Raw genomic sequence first — 18569 nt, 5'->3', positions numbered from 1 at the left:
CTTCCGCCCAGCAGGCGAGACGGCACCTCCTCAGGTACCCGGTGTCCGGGTACCCTCCCGCCTGGGCCCGCACGCCCGCCCCTGACGCTGGAGAGGAATCAGACGTGACCGACCCGAAGCAGAGGCTGGATGTACTGAGGGCCGACATCGAGCGTCGCAACCCCGCCCAGCCCGAGTTCCACCAGGCCGTACGCGAGGTCCTGGACACCCTCGCGCCCGTGTTCGCGGCGCGCCCCGAGTACGCCGAGGCCGGCCTCGTCGAGCGGCTCGTGGAGCCCGAGCGGCAGATCATCTTCCGGGTGCCGTGGACGGACGACCGCGGCCGGGTCCACGTGAACCGCGGCTACCGGGTGGAGTTCAACAGCGCCCTCGGCCCGTACAAGGGCGGCCTGCGCTTCCACCCGTCGGTGGACATCGGCGTGGTGAAGTTCCTCGGCTTCGAGCAGATCTTCAAGAACGCCCTGACCGGTCTGGGCATCGGCGGCGGCAAGGGCGGCAGCGACTTCGACCCGCACGGCAAGTCGGACGCCGAGGTCATGCGCTTCTGCCAGTCCTTCATGACCGAGCTCTACCGCCACATCGGCGAGCACACCGACGTCCCGGCCGGTGACATCGGCGTCGGCGGCCGCGAGATCGGCTACCTGTTCGGCCAGTACCGCCGCATCACCAACCGCTGGGAGGCCGGCGTCCTGACCGGCAAGGGCCAGGGCTGGGGCGGCTCCGAGATCCGCCCCGAGGCCACCGGCTACGGCAGCGTCCTGTTCGCGAGCGAGATGCTGGCGGTCAAGGGGGTCTCCCTCGACGGCCTCACCGCCGTGGTCTCCGGCTCCGGCAACGTCGCCATCTACACGATCGAGAAGCTCCAGCAGCTCGGCGCCAACCCGCTGACCTGCTCGGACTCCCAGGGCTACGTGGTCGACGACAAGGGCATCGACCTCGCCCTGCTCCGCCAGATCAAGGAGGTCGAGCGCGGCCGCGTCAGCGAGTACGCCGCCCGCCGCGGCCCCTCCGCCCGCTTCGTGCCCGGCGGCCGCGTCTGGGAGGTCCCGGCGGACGTGGCCTTCCCGTCGGCGACCCAGAACGAGCTGGGGGCCGACGACGCCCGCACGCTCATCGCGAACGGCGTCAAGGCGGTCTCCGAGGGCGCCAACATGCCCACCACCCCCGAGGCGGTCCACCTCTTCCAGGCCGCGGGCGTCGCCTTCGGCCCGGGCAAGGCCGCCAACGCGGGCGGTGTGGCGGTCAGCGCGCTGGAGATGTCCCAGAACGCGGGCCGCTCGGCCTGGTCCCGGGAGCGCGTCGAGGACGAGCTCGCGGGCATCATGCGCGAGATCCACCGCGTCGCCCACGAGACGGCCGCCCGCTACGACGCCCCCGGCGACTACGTCACGGGCGCGAACATCGCGGGCTTCGAGCGCGTCGCGGACGCGATGCTGGCCCAGGGCGTCATCTGACCCCCGCCCTCCCACGCCCTTCCACCGGGCCCGCACCCCGCACCGGGGTGCGGGCCCGGTCCGGTCCGGTCAGCAGGTGTGGAACGTACAGACGCGCACGTCGACGACGCCCGGCAGCCGCCGCACCTCCTCCATGAGCCGGTCCTGCGTCTGCGCCTCCGGGAAGTGGTCCGGCATCTCCACGACGAGCACGAGCCGGCCCGGTTCCATCTCCACCATCCCGGCGTCCAGCGCACCGAACTCCCGCAGCCCCTCCTTGCGCAGGTTCAGCTCCCGGTCGTGGAAGCGGTCCATGGAGTCCATCGTCGCGTGGAGGGAGGGCGGCGGCTCGTTGTCCGGGTCGGGTCCCTGAAGGGCCGACAGCACCCCGGCCGACGCGAGCACGACCGCGAGCGGCACGCCCACCGCGAACCCCGCGCCGGGGCGGTTGCCGGGCTGGACGAAGGCGGCGGTGAGCAGGAGCAGCGCGCCCGGGAGGAACACGAACATGCCGATGATCGTGCCGATCAACGACCAGGCCAGGACGCCCCACCCGATGAGGAGACAGGCGCGGGCGAAGGCCTTCGGCCGGCCCAGGGTCAGGAACGGGACGACGGCCATGACCGCCGTACTCGCACAGACGTCGAACAGGAACCCGTCCGTCATCCAGATCCACCAGGCCGCGGCCGCCACGTGGGCCACCAGCGCGGCCACGGCCCAGCCCCGCTGCCGCGCGGACACCTGCTGATGCTCGACCATCACGGAACCCCCTGTTTGAACGTGTTCAGTTGAACAGGTTCAAGATACGCCACGATCCTCCCGCCCGCACCCGTCCACCACCGCGGAACCACCCCCGTCCGGCCGGGAGTCCGCCGCCGCCACGTAACCTGGCCTCCCACCACCCCCAGGGAGTTACCGCGTGCTGACCGCACTGGACGGGACCCACGGCGACCGCGCCGACGCCCTCACCGTCGCCGGCCGTACCGCCTCGTACGAGCAACTGCTCGGCGCCGCCCGCGCCGTGGCCGCCGACGTCGCCGGCGCCCCCGCCTTCGCCGTCATGGCGACCGCCTCGCTCGAAACCGTCGCCGCCGCCGTCGGCGGACTCCTCGCCGGGGTGCCCTTCGTGCCGCTGCCCCCCGACGCCGGCCCGGCCGAGCGCGAGCACATCCTGCGCGACTCCGGCGCCGTCCCGACCACCGTCGACTTCGCCCGCCGCTCCGACGCCGCCACACCCGGCCCCGCGGACCCCCGGGACCCGGCGCTCATCCTCTACACCTCCGGCACCACCGGCCCCCCGAAGGGCGTGGTCCTCACCGCCGACGCCCTCGCCGCCGACCTCGACGCCCTCGCCGCCGCCTGGCAGTGGACCGCCGAGGACACCCTCGTGCACGGGCTCCCGCTGTTCCACGTCCACGGCCTCGTCCTCGGCGTCCTCGGCGCCCTGCGCACCGGAAGCCGTCTCGTGCACACCGGCCGCCCGACCCCGCAGGCCTACGCCGAAGCGGGCGGCAGCCTGTACTTCGGGGTGCCGACCGTCTGGTCCCGCATCGCCGCCGACCCCGGGGCCGCCGCCGCCCTGTCCGGCGCCCGCCTGCTCGTCTCCGGCAGCGCCGCCCTGCCCGCCCCCGTCTTCCGGGACCTGGAGCGCCTCACCGGCCACCGCCCCGTCGAGCGGTACGGGATGACCGAGACCCTGATCACCGTCAGCGGCCGGGCCGGCGGCGAGGTCCGCCCCGGCACCGTCGGCACCCCGCTCCCCGGCATCCGCACCCGCATCGCCGCCGAGCCGGGCGCCGACATCGGCGAACTCCAGCTGACCGGGCCCACGTTGTTCGCCGGGTACCTGGGCCGCCCGGAGGCGACCGCGGCCGCGTACACCGAGGACGGCTGGTTCCGGACGGGCGACATCGCGGCCGTCGACCCCGAGGACGGGGTCCACCGCATCGTGGGCCGGGCCTCCATCGACATGATCAAGTCGGGCGGCTACCGGATCGGCGCGGGCGAGATCGAGAACGCCCTGCTCGACCACCCCAAGGTCAGCGAGGCCGCCGTCGTCGGCGTCCCCGACACCGACCTCGGGCAGCGGATCGTGGCCTTCGTCGTCGCCGAGGGCGTCACCGGCGCCGAACTGACCGAGTTCGTCGCCGCGCACCTGTCCGTGCACAAGCGCCCCCGCGAGGTCCGCTTCGTCGCGTCCATCCCGCGCAACGCGATGGGCAAGCCGCAGAAGAAGCTCCTCCTGACCGACGAAGCCCCCGGGGCAGCCCGGTGACCACTCCCTGGATCCGCCGCTTCCACCCCCCGGCCGACCCGCACGCGGTCCCGGTCCTGGTCGTCCTCCCGCACGCCGGCGGCAACGCCTCCTACTACTTCCCGCTCTCCCGCGACCTCGCCGGGCACGCCGAGGTCCTCACCATCCAGTACCCCGGCCGCCAGGAACGGCTCGCGGAGCCCGGCCCCGACACCATCGCCGGACTCGCCGACGGGGTGGAACGGGCCCTGGAACCCTGGCGGGAACGGCCCCTCGTGCTGTTCGGGCACAGCATGGGCGCGGTCCTCGCCTACGAACTCACCCGCCGCCTGGAGGCCTCCGGCGCCGGCCCGCGCGGCCTGATCCTCTCCGGCCGCCGCTCCCCGCTCGTGCCCCGGCAGGACGACCTCCACACCCTGGACGACGAGGCCCTGCTCGCCCACGTCCAGGCACTGTCCGGCACCGACGCGGGCCTGCTGGCCGACCCGGACTTCCGGGCGCTGATCCTCCCGGCCCTGCGCAGCGACTACCACGCCGTCGGGACCTACCGCCACGCACCGGGACCGCCGCTGCGCACCCCCGTCAGCGTGCTCTGCGGGGAGTCCGACCCACGGACGAGCGTGGCCGAGGCCATGGGCTGGCGGGAGCTGACGCAGGGCGCCTTCACCTTCCGGGGGTTCCCCGGCGGGCACTTCTACCTGGCCGCCGAACACGGGGCGGTGACGGCCGCGATCGCCGAGGACCTCAGGGGGTTCACGGCTCGCTGACAGAGTCCTGACATAGGGCGATCGTGCGGGAAAGGCCGTAGGCAAGGCCGAAACGCCTCAATACATTGACGCGCATGGACCAAACCTCCGGCGAGTCCGGCATCGACCGGCGCGCCCTCGTGGCCGCCTCCGTCACCGTCGCCCTGTGGGCCTCCGCATTCGTCTCCATCCGCGCCTCGGCCGAGCACTACGGCCCCGGCGCGCTCGCGCTGGGCCGCCTCCTGACGGCGTCGGTCGCGCTGGGCACCGTCCTGCTGGTCAAGCGGACACCGCTGCCGCCCCGTCAGGCCTGGCCCGGGATCCTGGCGTCCGGGGTGCTGTGGTTCGGGCTGTACATGGTCACGCTGAACTGGGGCGAGCAGGGCGTCGACGCCGGCACCGCCGCCATGGTCGTCAACATCGGCCCGATCGTCATCGCCCTGCTCAGCGGCTGGCTGCTGAAGGAGGGCTTCCCGCCGATGCTGCTGGCCGGCATGGGCGTCTCCTTCGCCGGGGCGGTGGTCGTGGGCATGTCCACCTCCAAGGGCGGCGGTTCCTCCCTCACCGGGGTACTGCTCTGCCTGGTCGCGGCGCTCGCCTACGGGGCCGGAGTGGTCGCGCAGAAGCCCGCCCTGCGGCACGCGGACCCGATCCAGGTCACCACGTACGGCTGCTTCGTGGGCACGGCCTGCACCCTGCCGTTCGCCGGCCAGCTCCTCACGCAGCTGCCCCGGGCGCCCCTGCCGGCCACCCTCAACATGGTCTACCTGGGCCTCTTCCCGACCGCCCTGGCCTTCACCACCTGGACCTACGCCCTGTCGCGCACGACGGCGGGCCGGATGGGCGCGACGACGTACGCGGTCCCGGCGGTCGTCGTCCTCATCGCCTGGTTCGCCCTGGACGAGATCCCGGCCTGGCTCACCCTCCTGGGCGGCGCGATCTGCCTCACGGGCGTGGCCGTCTCCCGCAGGCGCGGCGCCCGCGGCCGGGCACCCCGGATCGCGGTGGCGGCGAAGTAGCCCGGTCAGGACGGCATCCGGGAGGTCAGCCGTCGCCGAACCGGCGGGCGACGCGCTCCAGGCGGCTGTGGTGCCCCTCCCACCAGGCCCGGTCGTCCGTCGGCAGGCTGTTCTTCCCCTGCGCGAGGCCGGCGGACCCGTCGACGAGCTCGCGCACGATGTCGGCGTGGCCGGCATGGCGCTGGGTGTCGGAGACGACGCGCACCAGGGCGTGATGCAGCGTCACCGCGCCGCGCTCCTGCGGCCACCACGGGACGCGGCCCGTCGCGTCGAGCGGCAGCGAGGCGATCGTGGCGCCGGAATGCTCCCAGGCCCGCCGGTAGAGCGCGACGACGTCCTCGCGCGACTCGTCCTCGGTGGCCCACATGTCCGCGTTGGGCTCCGCGTCCTGCGTGTACCACCAGGCGGGCGGCTCGGCGCCGAAGAACGGGCGGCCGAAGGTGTCGCCGAGGTAGCCCAGCTCGACGCCGGCGACGTGCTTGACCAGCCCCAGCAGGTTCGTCCCCGTGGGGGTGAGCGGACGGCGGACGGCGTGGTCCGAGAGGCCCTCCAGCTTCCAGACCAGGGCGTCCCGGCCCTCCTGCAGGGAGCGGAGGAGCTCGGCCTTGGGATCGGGTGCGGTCATGCCGGCGAGTCTGCCACCGGGCACTGACAGCCGGGCTGTCACATCCGTCCGCCGGCGCCCGTCAGGGAAGCGACACCGGGCAACGGAAGGACAACGCGATGCTGACCCACCTCATGTACGTCACCCTCTACGTCACCGACCAGGACCGCGCGCTGCGGTTCTACACGGAGCAGCTGGGCCTGGAGAAGCGCATCGACCACCCCGGACCGGACGGGCGCTTCCTCACGGTCGCCGCACCCGGCAGCCCGGTCGAGGTCATCCTGTGGGCGCACGGTTCGGCCGCAGGGCAGCCGGCCGAGGTGCAGCCGGGCGGCACGCCCGGGCCGCTCGTCCTGGAGTCGGACGACCTGCGGGCGGACTTCGAGGTCTTCCGCGAGCGCGGGGTGACCTTCGCCGGGCCGGAGCCGGAGGACTACGGCTTCGGCGTCCGCGCCGAGGCGACGGACCCGGACGGCAACCGCATCTCGCTGCGCCAGCGGGCGGCCCGCCGGTGAAGGGAGCGCGGCCGGCGCCACCCCCGCGCCCCCGCCCCCCCCCGCTCACCGACCCTTCGGGAACGCCGTGCGCAGGGCCGGGGTGCGCATCGTGAGGGCGATGCGCAGGACCGGCAGGACGCAGACCGTCTGGAGGATCGCGTACCACCACGGGCAGACGCCCGGGATCAGGTCCACGCCGGCGATCGCGAGGGGGCAGACCAGCGAGACGGTGCGCAGGCGGTCGTAGGCGCGGCGGGAGCCGTCGGCGGTGGAGAGGGTCAGGCGGTGGAGGAGTACCGCGATGAAGGGGAGCAGGATCGCCCGGGTCCACATGAACGGGTTCACCATGTGGCCCGTGCTCGCCACCGCGACGACCGCGACGAGGGCGGCCGTGGCGAGGACGCCGTAGACCTTGACGGCGGTGCGCGTCGTGGCGAAAGCGGTCCGGGCGGCGGGGGTGTCGAGGAGGGCCGGGTCGGCGTTCTTCGGGTTCGGGCCGGTCTTCGTGTTCGCGTCGGTTTCCATGGCCATGACGCTACGGAGCGGCCGGACGGCCCGGTATCGGCCTGGACCCACAGGGGGGTGGGTCCAGGCCCACTCCCCTCCCCAGCTGGGCTGTTGCGGGCTCCGGACGGTGCACAGTGGTGACATCGAACCGTGAACGGAAAGCCGAGGGGGAGCCGTGGGGACGTCGGGAGTCATCGGAGGGGAACGGCACTGGGCCGTGCGGGCCGGGGTCGGGTTCTGGCGGGGGGCCGTCGCCGCCGGGGTCTGCATGTCGGTGCCCGTGGTGTGGGCCGCCGCCGTCGGGCTGGCCGTCCTGTGCGGGGCGGAGCACCCCTGGTCGTGGATCGGGCCCGCCGTCATCGTGTGCGCCGGCACCCTGGCGCTGGCGCAGGGCGTCTGCCGGGCCGTGCGGTCGCTCGTCGCGCGGTGGACCGGTACCGCGATACCCGGCGGGTACCGGGAGGCCGGGCCGGTGATGCAGCTGTCCACCGGCTACTGGTGGAACGGCTTCAGCTACGAACGCAGCCGCCGCGACGCCGTGATGGACCAGCGGATGCGGCTGTGGTGGAGCGACCCCGCCACCTGGCGCGACCTGCGCTTCGCCGTCGTCGCCCCCTTCACCGCCGGGCTGGTGTGCGTCCTCCCGCCGGCCGCGCTCGCCGTGGCGGTCCTCGGGCTGGCCGGTGCCGGGCCGGCCGGGTCCGGGACGGCCGCCCGGCTGACCGGGGCCGTCGCGCTGGTGGTGGCCGTCGGACTCGCCCCGTACGCCTGGCGGTCCCTGCGCCGGGTCGCCGTCCGCTTCCTCGGCCCCTCCTCCGCGATGCTGCTCGCCGAACGCGTGGACGAGCTGACCTCCCAGCGCGCCGACGCCACCGTCGCGCAGGCCGCCGAGATCCGCCGCATCGAGCGGGACCTCCACGACGGCGCGCAGGCCCGGCTCGTCGCCCTCGGCCTCTCCCTGGCCACCGCCGAGGCGCTGATGGACCGGGACCCCGAGCAGGCCAAGGCGCTGATGCGGGAGGCGCGGGCCGGGGCCACCGCCTCGCTGACCGAACTCCGCGAGCTCATCCGGGGGATCAGCCCGCCGGTGCTCAGCGAGCGCGGGCTCGTCGACGCGGTGCGCGCGCTCGCGCTGGACGTCCCGCTCGACGTGGCCGTCCGGGCCGGCGGCCCGCTGCGCCTGGACCCGCCGATCGAGGCCGCCCTCTACTTCGGCGTCGCCGAGCTCCTCACCAACGCGGCCAAGCACGCCGGGGCGCACCGTGCGCACGTCTCCCTCGTACGGGACGAGACGGGCGTCGTCGTGGAGGTCGAGGACGACGGCCGCGGCGGAGCCGACGCCCGGCCCGGCGGCGGGCTCGCCGGTCTGCGCCGCCGACTGGCCGTCTTCGACGGCACGTTGGCGATCACCAGTCCCCACGGCGGGCCGACCCGTGTCAGGATGGCCGTGCCATGCGAATAGCCGTAGCCGAAGACCTGTACCTCCTGCGCGACGGGATGGTCCGCCTGATCGAGGCGTTCGGGCACGAGGTGGTGGCCACGGCCGCCACCGGCCCCGAGACCCTCGACGTCCTGCGGACGCACCGCCCGGACGTGTCCGTCGTCGACGTCCGCATGCCCCCGACGCAGTCGGACGAGGGCCTGCGCGCCGCCCTCACCGCCCGCGCCGAGATCCCCGGGCTGCCCGTCCTGATCCTCTCCCAGCACGTCGAGCAGCTCTACGCCCGCGAACTGCTGGCCGACGGCACCGGCGGCGTCGGCTACCTGCTGAAGGAGAGCGTGTTCGACGCGGAGCAGTTCATCGGCTCCCTGGAACGGGTCGCGGCGGGCGGCACCGCCATGGACCCGGCCGTCATCGCGAAGCTGCTGTCGGGCAGCGCCCCCGACCGCGGGCTGGAGCGCCTCACCGAACGCGAGCGCTCCGTACTGGCCCTGATGGCGGAGGGCCTGTCCAACCACGCCATCGCCCGCCGCCTGTTCCTCAGCGAGGGCGCGATCAGCAAGTACACGACCTCCCTGTTCGGCAAGCTCGGCATCACGGACGACGACGACACCAACCGCCGCGTCCGCGCGGTCCTCGCCTACCTGAACGCCTCGTAGCCGCCGCTACTTCTCCACGGCGTAGCGCAGCTGCGCGAAGCCGCCCAGGCTGGGGGCCTGCCGTCGCCCCATCGCTACCAGTGGCGCCAGACCTCCGCCGGAGCGATGTCCCAGGAGGTGCCCGCGATGTCCGCCGTGTGGAAGAACAGGGCCCAGGTGACGACGGAGTCGCCGGCGCGCTGCGCGCCCAGTTCGAGCTCGCACCCGTCCAAGTACAGGTCGCCGCCGAGGCTGGCCCGGAGCCCCGCGCCGTGTCGGTCGGCGTACGCCTCCGCCTCCCGGGCGAGTTCCGACGGCACGCGGCCGATCAGGCGCATCCCCGCGTGGGTGACCTGCGGGCCGAGGAGGCCGTCGACCAGCACGCACGTCAGGCCCACGCCCTCGACGAAGTAGCACTTCACCGCGGGCCGGCCCCAGCGGGACTCCGGCTTGCCGAACGCGACCCGCCACTCGGACCGGCTCGTCCGCTGCCAGGTACCGAGGTGGCTCTGCTCCGCCGTGTAGCCGTGCGCCGCCATGGTGGCGACGGCCTCGTCCCGCTCCGTCCCGAAGGTCAGCGGGCCGACGGTCCGGCGTGGGGAGTACGCCCACTGGTCCCGCTCGGAGTCGTCCAGCACCGTCCAGTAGTCCGTGTTCACCGCTTGATCATCGTTCACGGGTGGCGGTGCCGCGTCCCCGCCCCGGTCTCCTCCCCCCGTCAGACCACGAACGTGGCCTCGTTGCGGCCCAGGAGGTAACCGAGCTGTAATCGGTTGTGTGCGCCGAGTTCCTGCTTGATGGCCGCGATATGGGCCTGGAGGGAACGTTCGCTGATCCCTATGCGACGCGCGATCGCCTTGTCCGAGTAACCTTCCACCAGCAGCCGGCTGATCGACTCGCGGATCGCCGGGACCACCTCGTCGGCCGCCTTCGCGGCGTGCAGGGGGACGAAGGGAAAGGGTTTCGCCCGGTCCCAGGCCTTGTCGAACGTGTCGCGGAGAAATCGTACGATAGTCGGTTCGGTAATCGAGATCGCCGTGGTACGTTCCTCGTTCGCGGAAATGAAGGCGACGTCGTCCACGATGATCAGCCGGTCGAAGAATTCTTCGAGCGTCCGGACTTGCGCCCCATATTCCGTCACCGCGCGGACGTATTCCTTCGTCGCCTCGTCGAATCTCGTGGTGTGCTGATACAGGGTCCGCATCGCGATCCCCGCGGAGATTTGCCGGCGTACGGATTCCAGCGCGTCCTTCAGCACCGCGCTCGGCCGCGCCCCGTCGGGCTGGGCGGTGAGGATGTCCCGCCGGACCGCGCCCAGGGCCTCGTTGATCGCCGTCGAGATGCTGCCCAGGCCGTGCAGGTACCGCACGCCGGGCCCGACCACCTCCTCGGCCGGGGGGGCCGCCTCGGCGGTGGCCGCCGGGGCGGGGAGCGCCGCCTGCTGCGCGGCCTCCTGCGCCAGCAGGCCCAGGTGCGTTGCGAGTTCCCGCAAGAAGGCCTGCGGCTCCCCCGCCGTGGCCTTGCACAGCTCCTCAGGTGCACCGCTCTGTGCGGTTTTGACGTATTTGACTACGTCCACTACCCACCCCTGTCTGTCCGGTATGGAGCTGTTTGCGGCGGTTGAGACCCCGTGGGTTCCCGCAATGCGTAAACCGGAGCCATCGTAGGTCTAGTTCCTCTCGAGCGGGCAGGGGAGATTTGGTCTCACCGCAGGAACGAACACACCGAGAAGGCGCACCGGAGATCGAGACCACCCGGATACCGCCTCGGTTTGGCGTTCCTGGAATGTCCGAACACGAAACGACTCGAGGGGACTGGGCAAAATGGGGAAGAACCGCATGGTGACTCGTCCGGCCAACCGTGTTTCGGGAATCCGCGGACGCGTGGTTCTCGCGACGGCCGGCGTGGCCCTCGGGCTCGGCACGGCGGTCGCCGGCTTCGCCGCCCAGGCCGCCCACGACGGCTCCCCCGCCGGTTCCGTCACCCACCTGCGCTCCGGCGACGTCGGCTGGAACCTGGTGAACCCGCACGTCGTCGCCGGTGAGAACGGTGAGGCGGGCGACGTCGGGTGGAACAACCCGCAGCCCGCCACCACCCCGGCGCCCACCCCGAGCTCCTCCGACGACGTTGGCTGGAACTGATCGCCCACCGGCGCCCCGTCCTGCACTGCGTCCCCTCCCGCCACTGACCCACCGGCAAAGGAATGGCTGATCCTCGTGGTTGCCTCACCCTGGTTCCTGACCTCCGAGACCGCCGCGGGACTTGACTCCGACGCCGTCCGTGTCTACTGCTTTCCGCACGCCGGCGGGAACCCCCGCACCTTCCTCGGATGGCAGCCCGCCCTGGACGGCCACGCCCTGGTCGCGGCCGTCTGCCCGCCCGGCCGGGCGCACCGCTTCCGCGAGCCGGCCCCGGTCTCCCTCGCCGCCCTCGCCGACGGCGCCGCCGCCGCCATCGCGCTCGCCGAGGACCGCCCCGGCATCCGGGCCCGGGCCCTGCCGCCCTTCCTCCTCTTCGGCCACAGCTTCGGCGCCGCCCTGGCCTTCGAGGTGGCCCGCCGCCTCGACGGCGTACACGGCTTCGCCGGACTCGTCGCCTCCGGGTGCGCGGCCCCCTCCCTGCTGCCCACCCCCCGCGTCGTGGAGACGGCCCGCCTGGAGGGACGCGCCTTCGCCGAGGCCGTCGGCTTCTTCGGCGGCCTGCCGCCCGAGGTGGTGCGGGACGAGGCCCTGCAGGAGCTCCTCCTGCCGCACCTCAAGGCCGACTTCCGCATGGTCGCCGCCCACCGCCACCACCCGGGCCCGCCGCTGACCGTCCCGGTCACCCTCCTCAACGGCACCGACGACCCCCACGTCGGCCCCGCCGCGCTCGACCCCTGGTCCCGGGAGTGCGCCACCCCGCCCGAGCGCCAGTGGACGGCCGGCGGCCACTTCTACTTCGAGGACCGGCCGGACGCCGCGACCTCCCTCCTGAGCTCCCTCGCACACGCGGCGGCGGCCGCCGCGAAGGTGACGAAGCCGGCCGCCTCCGGATCAACCGCCCCCGGTGCTGAGTACGTTGAGCTGATCTGACAGCCCCGCCCCCCGTACGAAGCCACCCCTGCGAGGACCCCTCATGAACCGCACCCGCCCCAGCGCCGACCCCGCCGCCCGACTCCGGCGCGGCGAAGCCTTCCGCGCCCTGCACACCGGCCCGGCCCCCTTCGTCGTCCCCAACCCCTGGGACGCCGGCACCGCCCGCATCCTGGCCTCCTTCGGCTTCGCCGCCCTCGCCACCACCGGAGCGGGCCTCGCCCACAGCCTCGGCCGCCCCGACGGCGCCAACCGGCTCACCCGCGCGGAGCTCCTCGCCAACGCCACCGCCATCGTCGACGCCACCGGACTCCCCGTCACCGCCGACCTCGAAAGCGGCTTCGGCGAGCGCCCCGAGGACGTCGCCGAGACCATCCGCCTCGCCGCGGAGGCCGGCCTGGCCGGCGGCTCGATCGAGGACGCCACCGGCCGCGACGCGGACCCGCTGCGCCCCCTGGACGAGGCCGTCGAGCGGGTCGCGGCCGCCGTGGAGGCCGCGAAGGGGCTCGACTTCCCCTTCACCGTCACCGCCCGCGCCGAGAACTTCTTCCTGGGCCGCCCCGACCTCGACGACACCATCCGCCGCCTCCGGGCGTACGAGGCCGCGGGCGCCGACGTGCTCTACGCCCCGGCCCTGCCCGACGCCGAGGCGATCCGCGCCGTCTGCGCCGCCGTCTCCGCGCCCGTCAACGTCCTGATGACCGGCGCCCTGAAGCTCTCCGTCGCCGAACTCGGCGCCCTCGGCGTCCGCCGGATCAGCACCGGCTCCGCCCTCTCCCGCGCCGCGCTCGGCGCCCTCACCCGCGCCGCCCGCGAGATCACCGGGTCCGGCACCTTCGGCTTCGGCCTGGACGCCCTCCCGTACGCCGAGGCCAACGCGCTGCTGGCCGCCGAGCCCGGCGCCCCCGCCCCGAACGCCCCGTCCGCCGCCGACCGAGAGAGCGATCCGGCACCGTGAGCCTTCCGCACGCGACACCCACCGCGCCCGTCGCACCCACCGCGCCCGTTGCGCCCCTTGCGCCCGCCGGCCCGGGGGCCCGACCGGCCCCCGCCGCGGCCGTCCACCTGTCCGCGCCCCGCTACGTCCTCGGCGAGCTCCGCGCCGACCACACCACCATCGAGGGCCTGCGCGAGCGGGCCCGCCGGTTCGGCATGCCGCCCCGCGCCGAACTGTGGGGCTGGGGCTCGGTCCACCGCACGGCCAAGTCCCTGGAGACCCTGGCCGCCGAGACCGCCCGCGCCACCCTCGACGGCGCGGGCGCCGCCCCCGCCGACGTGGACTGCCTGATCCTGTGCTCCACCCGCTTCCCCGGCGGCCCCCGCACCCACGGCACGTTCGTCGAGAACGTCATGGCCGCCACCGGGCTCGGCGCCGCCGCCTTCACCGGCCTCACCCTCGGCCGCTGCGCCAACCTCCTCGCCGGCATCCGCACCGCGCAGGCGTACGTGGCCTCCGGCATGCACCGCACGGTCATGGTCGTCACCGCCGACCGGGTCACCGACGAGTCCGTCCGCATGGAGAACTTCGCCCTCTTCAGCGACGGCGCCGCCTCCTGCCTGATCAGCGCGGATCCGCTCGGCCCCGACGCCTACGAGGTCGTCGCGGGCGCCGGCGCACAGGACCCGGCCGGACTCGACTGGTCCAACGAGATCAGCTCCGACCTGGCCCGCGAGGTCAACCGGCGGATCCTCGACGAGGCCGCCATGAAGACCGGTGACGTCCTCGGCGTGCTCCACGCCAACCTCTACAAGCCGCTGGTCGTCCTCAAGGAGCGCCAGGCCGGCTTCACCCGCGAGCAGCTGTTCCTCGACAACATCCCCCGCGTCGGCCACTGCTTCGCCGCCGACCCCCTGATCAACCTGGTCGACCGCGCCCGCGCCGGGGCCCTGACGCCCCACGGGCACTACCTGCTGGCGTCGAGCGTCCCGGGCGTACGGATCGCCGTCCTCCTCCGAGCCCTCCCGACCCCCACCCACCCCACCGCCCCCGAGGCCGAGTCCGCCGCCGAAACCGCTCCTCCTCGCGGCGCGCCCGGCACCGCGCCCGCCCCCGAGGCCGCCGCCCCGCCCGGCGGAGCGCCCCGCCCCGCACCCGCCGCCCCGCCTCGCGGAGCGCCCCGTACCCCCTCCCACGCCACCGAAGGGTCTCCGGCATGAGCGCGCCCCTCACCCCCGACGAGGGCACCTCCCTCGACATGGCGCGCAACTTCTACGCGCCCGCCTTCACCCTGCCCGACCTGACCACCTCCCTGCCCTCCGGCCCCTTCGAGGCCTCCCCGCAGGGCGCCGCCGAGGCCGCGCGGATCACCGCCGGGGCGCCCGCCGACCTGTTCCGGCGCCTGATCGCCGACCAGGAGAGCGAGGCCGTCCTGCTCGCCGCCCGCCGCGTCCTCGCCGCCTTCCTGACCCCGGGCGACGAGGACCCCGCCCCGGGGCCCGACGCCGACGCCGACGCGGACGCCGTCGCCGTCCACGTCCTGGCCGCCCGCGCCGAACTCGCCGCCGTCCTCGGCCCGCTGCGCACCCACCCCGACCCCCGGATCCGCGCCGCCGTGCTGCGCCAGCGCGCCCCCCTCGCCCTGACCGGCGGCTGCTGGCTCGACACCCTCTCCCAGGCCGCCACCCAGCCCGCCGAGATCGTCGGCCGCCTCTTCGGCCAGCACTGGCTGCTCCAGGGCGAGGGCACCTTCGAGGCCGGGCTGCTCGGCCGCCGCCGCCGGGCCCTCGTCGGCCACGGGATCCATCTCCCCGGCGTGGAGTCCGCCGCCTTCCTCGACGCGGCCGGAGCCCGCCCGCTCACCGCCCTGCACGGCGCCTTCCACCTGGCCCTGTCCCGGCTGCCCGCCTCCTTCCTCCCCGAGGTCGTCGGCGTCCACTACGCCGCCCACGCCCTCGGCCTCGACGAACTCCTCCTCGGCACCGAACCGATGCTCGCCGAGGCCGACGTACGGCCCGTGCTCGCCGCCTACCTCGCCTTCACCGAGGACTCCCCGACCGGCCCCGCCGACCGCCGCCGCGCCCTGGCCGCCGTACGCCTCCTGCTGCGCCTGGAGCGCGAGCACACCGCCGCCCTCGCCGAACTCGCCGCCTGGCACGACGGACTGTCGCTGGACGCGAAGGTCGCCCGGATCGTCGAACGGCACGCCCCGCACGCCGGCCGCCAGCACGGCGCCGTGCGCCTCGGCACCCGGCGGCTCACCGACTGGCTCGACACCGGCGACCTCGACGCCGCCGCCTTCGTCCGCGAACTGCGCGGCTCCCGCCAGCTGAGGCCCGCCCGCGACGGCGGCCCCTGCCGCTTCCTGAAGGCCGTCAAGTTCGGCGGCCCCATGTTCGGCATCTTCGACGAAGCCGAGGCCGCCGTCCTCACCGCCTGGGCCCGGGCCGTCGCCGACGGCGAACCCGCCGGCGCGGACCTCACCCCCCTCACCGCAGGGGACGCCCCCGCCCGCGTCTGGAGCGGGCGGCTCGCCGCCGCCGACCCCGCCGACATCCTGGTGGGCGAACCCGAAGGCCCCCAGGACCACCGCCGGTTCTTCCACCGGCTCGTCAACTTCGAGCACCACCCCAGCGTGCTGCCGCTCGCCCGCGCCCGCGCCGAGGCCGGCCTCGCCGAGGCCGAGGTCCTCTTCGAGCACGGCGCCGAAGGCCTGCTCACCGACGCCTCCTGGTTCCCGTACACCCCCGAGGCCCTGCTGGAGCGGGTCGAACGGATCTACCGGGACAAGCTCGTGGACCCGTACGAGCCGCTCACCGAGATCCCCTCCCGCGACGAGGTGGTCTTCGAACAGTCCACGTACGCCCTCGGCAGCCTCATCGACGGCGCCTGGGCGCACCGCGTCGGCAACCTCGGCCGCCGCGGCCGGCGCAGCGACGACATGATCTTCTCCATCTACGCGGACGAGATGGGCCGCGGCGACATGGCCAAGAACCACATCACGCTCATCCACAAGGTCCTGGCCAGCATGGACATGGACCTCCCGCACATCCGGCAGGAGGCCTTCCTGCACCAGGGCGAACTGCCGGACCACCTGTACGGCTTCTCGATCCACCAGCTCTGCCTGTCGCTGTTCCCCGACAGCCTCTACGAAGAGATCCTCGGCTACAACCTGGGCATCGAGATGTTCGGCCTCGGCGCGATGCGGATGCACGAGATCCAGAAGCTGCGCCGGCACGGCCTCGACGCCTCCTACGAGGAGGCCCACCTGTCCATCGACAACTTCTCCGCGGGCCACGCCCGCCAGTCCGCCGACCTCGTCGTCGCCCACCTCGACGAGGTCCGCCACCTCTCCGGCGAGGAGGCCGTGCGGCGCGCATGGCGGCGGATCTGGCGCGGCTACGCCTCCTTCGCCTTCTTCATCGAACACGCCCTGGTCAAGCGGGTGCGCGCGGCGGCGGCCGAGGACGCCGGCGCCCCCGCCGAGCTGGTCATCTGAGGAGCCGGACCATGGAACCCACCACGAGCTTCGACCCCGAGGTGCTCGCGCTCCCCTTCTACGAGGACTCCCACCGCCGCCTCGCCGCGGCGGCCGGGACCTGGTGCGACGGCAACCGCGTCCTGTGGGAGGAGGCCCGCGCCCTCGCCCCGGACGACGCCGGACGCCGCCTCGTGCGCGCCCTCGGCACGGCGGGCTGGCTCGCCGAACTGGACCCGCGGGGCGTCCCCGTGGACGACTTCCGGGCGGTGTGCCTGCGCCGCGAGGCCCTCGCCTACGCCGAGGACCTGGCCGACTTCGCGTTCTCCATCCAGGCGCTGGCCGCCACCCCGCTGCTGCGCTTCGGCAGCGAGGCGCAGCGCCGCCGGTACCTGCCGGGGATGGCCGCCGGAACCCTGATCGGGGCGTTCGCGGTGTCCGAGAAGGAGGCCGGCTCCGACCTGGCCTCGGTCGGGCTGGAGGCGGTGCGCGAGCGGGACGGCTCGTACCGGCTGGGCGGCCGCAAGGCGTGGATCGCCAACGGCACCATCGCGGACGTGTTCGTGGTCATCGCCCGCACGGGGGAGGGACCGGGCCCGCTGGGGCTGTCGGCGTTCCTGGTGCCGGCCGGCACGCCCGGGCTGCGGGTCGAGCGGGTCGACGCCATCGCCCCGCGCTCCTTCGCCCACCTCGCCTTCGAGGACTGCCGGCTGCCGGCCGACGCGGTGCTCGGGCGGCCGGGGAAGGGGTTCGTGGTCGCCGTGGACCTGCTGGAGCGGTTCCGCACCACGGTCGGCGCGGCCGCCCTCGGCTTCGCCCGGCGCGCCTTCGACACCGCGCTCGCGCACGTGCTGGCGCGGGAGGCGTACGGGGCCGTGCTGTTCGACCTCCAGCTGGTCAAGGCCCGGCTCGCCGACATGGAGGTCCAGCTGAACGCGGCCTCGCTGCTGGTGGCCCGGGCCGCCTGGGAGACCGACCGGGGCAGCCGCCGCTTCGCCCGGCACTCCAGCATCGCCAAGGTCCACGCCACCGAGGCCGCGCAGGAGGTCGTGGACTCGGCGGTGCAGCTGCTGGGCGCGGCGGGCATCGTCCGGGACTCCGTCACCGAGCGGCTGTACCGGCAGATCCGTTCCCTGCGCATCTACGAGGGCACGTCGGAGGTGCTGCGGATGGCCATCGCCGGCTCCCTGGACATGCGCAGGGCGGCCCGAGTGGCCGCCTGATCATCGAGCACGACCCGCCCCACCCGTAAGACCGTTCAACGAGGAGTTCAGTGGTGACCAGCACCGTCCAGCCCACCCCCGTCGAGGCCGTGCGCCTCGCGGACCCCTACCCGTACTACGCGCGCCTGGTCGCCGAGCGCCCGTTCGCCTTCGACGAGGCGCTCGGGGCGTGGGTGGCCGCCGACGCGGCCGCGGTGCGCGCGGTGCTGGGCAGCGGCGCGCTGCGGGTGCGGCCCGTGGCGGAGCCGGTGCCGGCCGGGATCGCGGGGACGGCGGCGGGGGAGGTCTTCGGCGAGCTCGTACGGATGACGGACGGTGCGGCGGCGGCCCGGCTCAAGGGGGTCGTGGCCGGGGCCCTGGCCCGCGCCGACCTCGGGCGGGCCGGCGCGCTGGCGGCCCGGTACACCCGGGAGGCGCTGGCGGGGGGCGGCGAAGTCCCGTACGAGGAGCTGATGTTCGGGGTTCCGGCCCGGGTGGTGGCCGCCCTGTCGGGCCTCACGGACGGCGCCGACCGCGAGGCGGCCCGCGCGATCGGCGACTTCGTCCGCTGCATCCCCGCCTCCGCGACGGGGGACGACCACCGCGCGGCGGCGACGGCGGCCACCCGCCTCCGCGACCTCCTGGCCCCACCCCTCGCCGCGGCCTCGGCCACCCCGTCCGGGACGCCCACCGCGCCGGAGACCTCGCCCGGCCCCCGGCCGTGCACGGACCGGGGGACACC

The 18569-nt window shown here is 74.4% G+C and carries 18 protein-coding genes and 1 pseudogene; 14 read left to right on the top strand and 5 right to left on the bottom strand.

Annotated elements, in window-relative coordinates; all coding sequences use genetic code 11:
• Positions 1-104 precede the first annotated feature (104 nt).
• Positions 105-1454 carry an NADP-specific glutamate dehydrogenase gene (gene gdhA, locus ACFVXK_RS06500; protein WP_389610395.1) on the top strand — a complete coding sequence of 450 codons (1350 nt, stop codon included), beginning with the start codon at positions 105-107 and terminating at the stop codon, positions 1452-1454.
• Between the two features lie 69 nt (positions 1455-1523).
• Here gdhA and ACFVXK_RS06495 read toward each other — a convergent pair whose 3' ends face one another.
• Positions 1524-2192 carry a hypothetical protein gene (locus ACFVXK_RS06495; RefSeq protein WP_389610394.1) on the bottom strand — a complete coding sequence of 223 codons (669 nt, stop codon included), beginning with the start codon at positions 2190-2192 and terminating at the stop codon, positions 1524-1526.
• Between the two features lie 160 nt (positions 2193-2352).
• Between ACFVXK_RS06495 and ACFVXK_RS06490 the strand changes: the two genes are divergently transcribed.
• From ACFVXK_RS06490 to ACFVXK_RS06480, 3 genes are all read left to right on the top strand, one after another.
• The gene (locus ACFVXK_RS06490) at positions 2353-3708 is read left to right on the top strand and encodes an AMP-binding protein (RefSeq protein ID WP_389610393.1); all 1356 of its coding nucleotides are present in this window, start codon (positions 2353-2355) and stop codon (positions 3706-3708) included.
• Complete coding sequence (locus tag ACFVXK_RS06485; protein ID WP_389610392.1) at positions 3705-4454, top strand: thioesterase II family protein; 750 nt, start codon at positions 3705-3707, stop codon at positions 4452-4454. The genes ACFVXK_RS06490 and ACFVXK_RS06485 overlap by 4 nt, the downstream gene beginning before the upstream one ends.
• Positions 4455-4528: 74 nt before the next feature.
• Positions 4529-5452 (top strand): DMT family transporter, encoded by a 924-nt coding sequence (locus ACFVXK_RS06480; protein ID WP_389610391.1) that lies wholly within the window; start codon positions 4529-4531, stop codon positions 5450-5452.
• Between the two features lie 25 nt (positions 5453-5477).
• Here the strand turns inward: ACFVXK_RS06480 and ACFVXK_RS06475 are convergent, their stop codons facing one another.
• A complete protein-coding gene (locus ACFVXK_RS06475; protein ID WP_389610390.1) occupies positions 5478-6077 on the bottom strand; it encodes a DinB family protein in 600 nt (199 codons plus the stop codon).
• A gap of 98 nt (positions 6078-6175) precedes the next feature.
• On the opposite strand from ACFVXK_RS06475, the gene ACFVXK_RS06470 reads away from it, so the two are divergent.
• Positions 6176-6571 (top strand): VOC family protein, encoded by a 396-nt coding sequence (locus ACFVXK_RS06470; RefSeq protein ID WP_389610389.1) that lies wholly within the window; start codon positions 6176-6178, stop codon positions 6569-6571.
• A gap of 45 nt (positions 6572-6616) precedes the next feature.
• On the opposite strand, the gene ACFVXK_RS06465 is transcribed toward ACFVXK_RS06470, so the two are convergent.
• Entirely contained in the window at positions 6617-7078 is a 462-nt protein-coding gene (locus ACFVXK_RS06465) for a hypothetical protein (protein WP_389610388.1), read from the bottom strand.
• Positions 7079-7235: 157 nt separating this feature from the next.
• On the opposite strand from ACFVXK_RS06465, the gene ACFVXK_RS06460 reads away from it, so the two are divergent.
• Both ACFVXK_RS06460 and ACFVXK_RS06455 read left to right on the top strand, forming a co-directional pair.
• Entirely contained in the window at positions 7236-8522 is a 1287-nt protein-coding gene (locus ACFVXK_RS06460) for a sensor histidine kinase (RefSeq protein ID WP_389610387.1), read from the top strand.
• The gene (locus tag ACFVXK_RS06455) at positions 8513-9160 is read left to right on the top strand and encodes a LuxR C-terminal-related transcriptional regulator (protein ID WP_389610386.1); all 648 of its coding nucleotides are present in this window, start codon (positions 8513-8515) and stop codon (positions 9158-9160) included. Before ACFVXK_RS06460 ends, ACFVXK_RS06455 begins: the two co-directional genes overlap by 10 nt.
• A 74-nt stretch (positions 9161-9234) precedes the next feature.
• Here ACFVXK_RS06455 and ACFVXK_RS06450 read toward each other — a convergent pair whose 3' ends face one another.
• Both ACFVXK_RS06450 and ACFVXK_RS06445 read right to left on the bottom strand, forming a co-directional pair.
• Complete coding sequence (locus ACFVXK_RS06450; protein WP_389610385.1) at positions 9235-9798, bottom strand: hypothetical protein; 564 nt, start codon at positions 9796-9798, stop codon at positions 9235-9237.
• Positions 9799-9857: 59 nt separating this feature from the next.
• The gene (locus ACFVXK_RS06445; protein WP_389610384.1) at positions 9858-10718 is read right to left on the bottom strand and encodes a LuxR C-terminal-related transcriptional regulator; all 861 of its coding nucleotides are present in this window, start codon (positions 10716-10718) and stop codon (positions 9858-9860) included.
• 304 nt (positions 10719-11022) lie between these two features.
• On the opposite strand from ACFVXK_RS06445, the gene ACFVXK_RS06440 reads away from it, so the two are divergent.
• The 7 genes and pseudogenes from ACFVXK_RS06440 to ACFVXK_RS06410 form a co-directional block, all read left to right on the top strand.
• Positions 11023-11280 (top strand): hypothetical protein, encoded by a 258-nt coding sequence (locus ACFVXK_RS06440; protein WP_389610383.1) that lies wholly within the window; start codon positions 11023-11025, stop codon positions 11278-11280.
• Positions 11281-11355: 75 nt separating this feature from the next.
• Positions 11356-12210 carry a thioesterase II family protein gene (locus ACFVXK_RS06435; RefSeq protein WP_389610382.1) on the top strand — a complete coding sequence of 285 codons (855 nt, stop codon included), beginning with the start codon at positions 11356-11358 and terminating at the stop codon, positions 12208-12210.
• A gap of 43 nt (positions 12211-12253) precedes the next feature.
• A complete protein-coding gene (locus ACFVXK_RS06430; RefSeq protein ID WP_389610381.1) occupies positions 12254-13168 on the top strand; it encodes an isocitrate lyase/phosphoenolpyruvate mutase family protein in 915 nt (304 codons plus the stop codon).
• Positions 13165-14367, top strand: coding sequence for a 3-oxoacyl-ACP synthase (locus tag ACFVXK_RS06425; protein WP_389610380.1), 1203 nt, complete (start codon positions 13165-13167; stop codon positions 14365-14367). Before ACFVXK_RS06430 ends, ACFVXK_RS06425 begins: the two co-directional genes overlap by 4 nt.
• The gene (locus ACFVXK_RS06420; protein WP_389610379.1) at positions 14364-16646 is read left to right on the top strand and encodes an iron-containing redox enzyme family protein; all 2283 of its coding nucleotides are present in this window, start codon (positions 14364-14366) and stop codon (positions 16644-16646) included. The genes ACFVXK_RS06425 and ACFVXK_RS06420 overlap by 4 nt, the downstream gene beginning before the upstream one ends.
• Before the next feature lie 11 nt (positions 16647-16657).
• Positions 16658-17848 carry an acyl-CoA dehydrogenase family protein gene (locus ACFVXK_RS06415; protein ID WP_389610378.1) on the top strand — a complete coding sequence of 397 codons (1191 nt, stop codon included), beginning with the start codon at positions 16658-16660 and terminating at the stop codon, positions 17846-17848.
• A gap of 53 nt (positions 17849-17901) precedes the next feature.
• Positions 17902-18569 (top strand): annotated as a pseudogene (locus ACFVXK_RS06410) (hypothetical protein); the annotation flags it as partial.

Origin of the sequence: Streptomyces sp. NPDC058157 (assembly GCF_042884105.1) — a bacterium.
Classification (GTDB): domain Bacteria; phylum Actinomycetota; class Actinomycetes; order Streptomycetales; family Streptomycetaceae; genus Streptomyces.
Note: the sequence above shows the minus strand (reverse complement) of the source record. Positions and strands in the feature narration are given on the sequence as shown.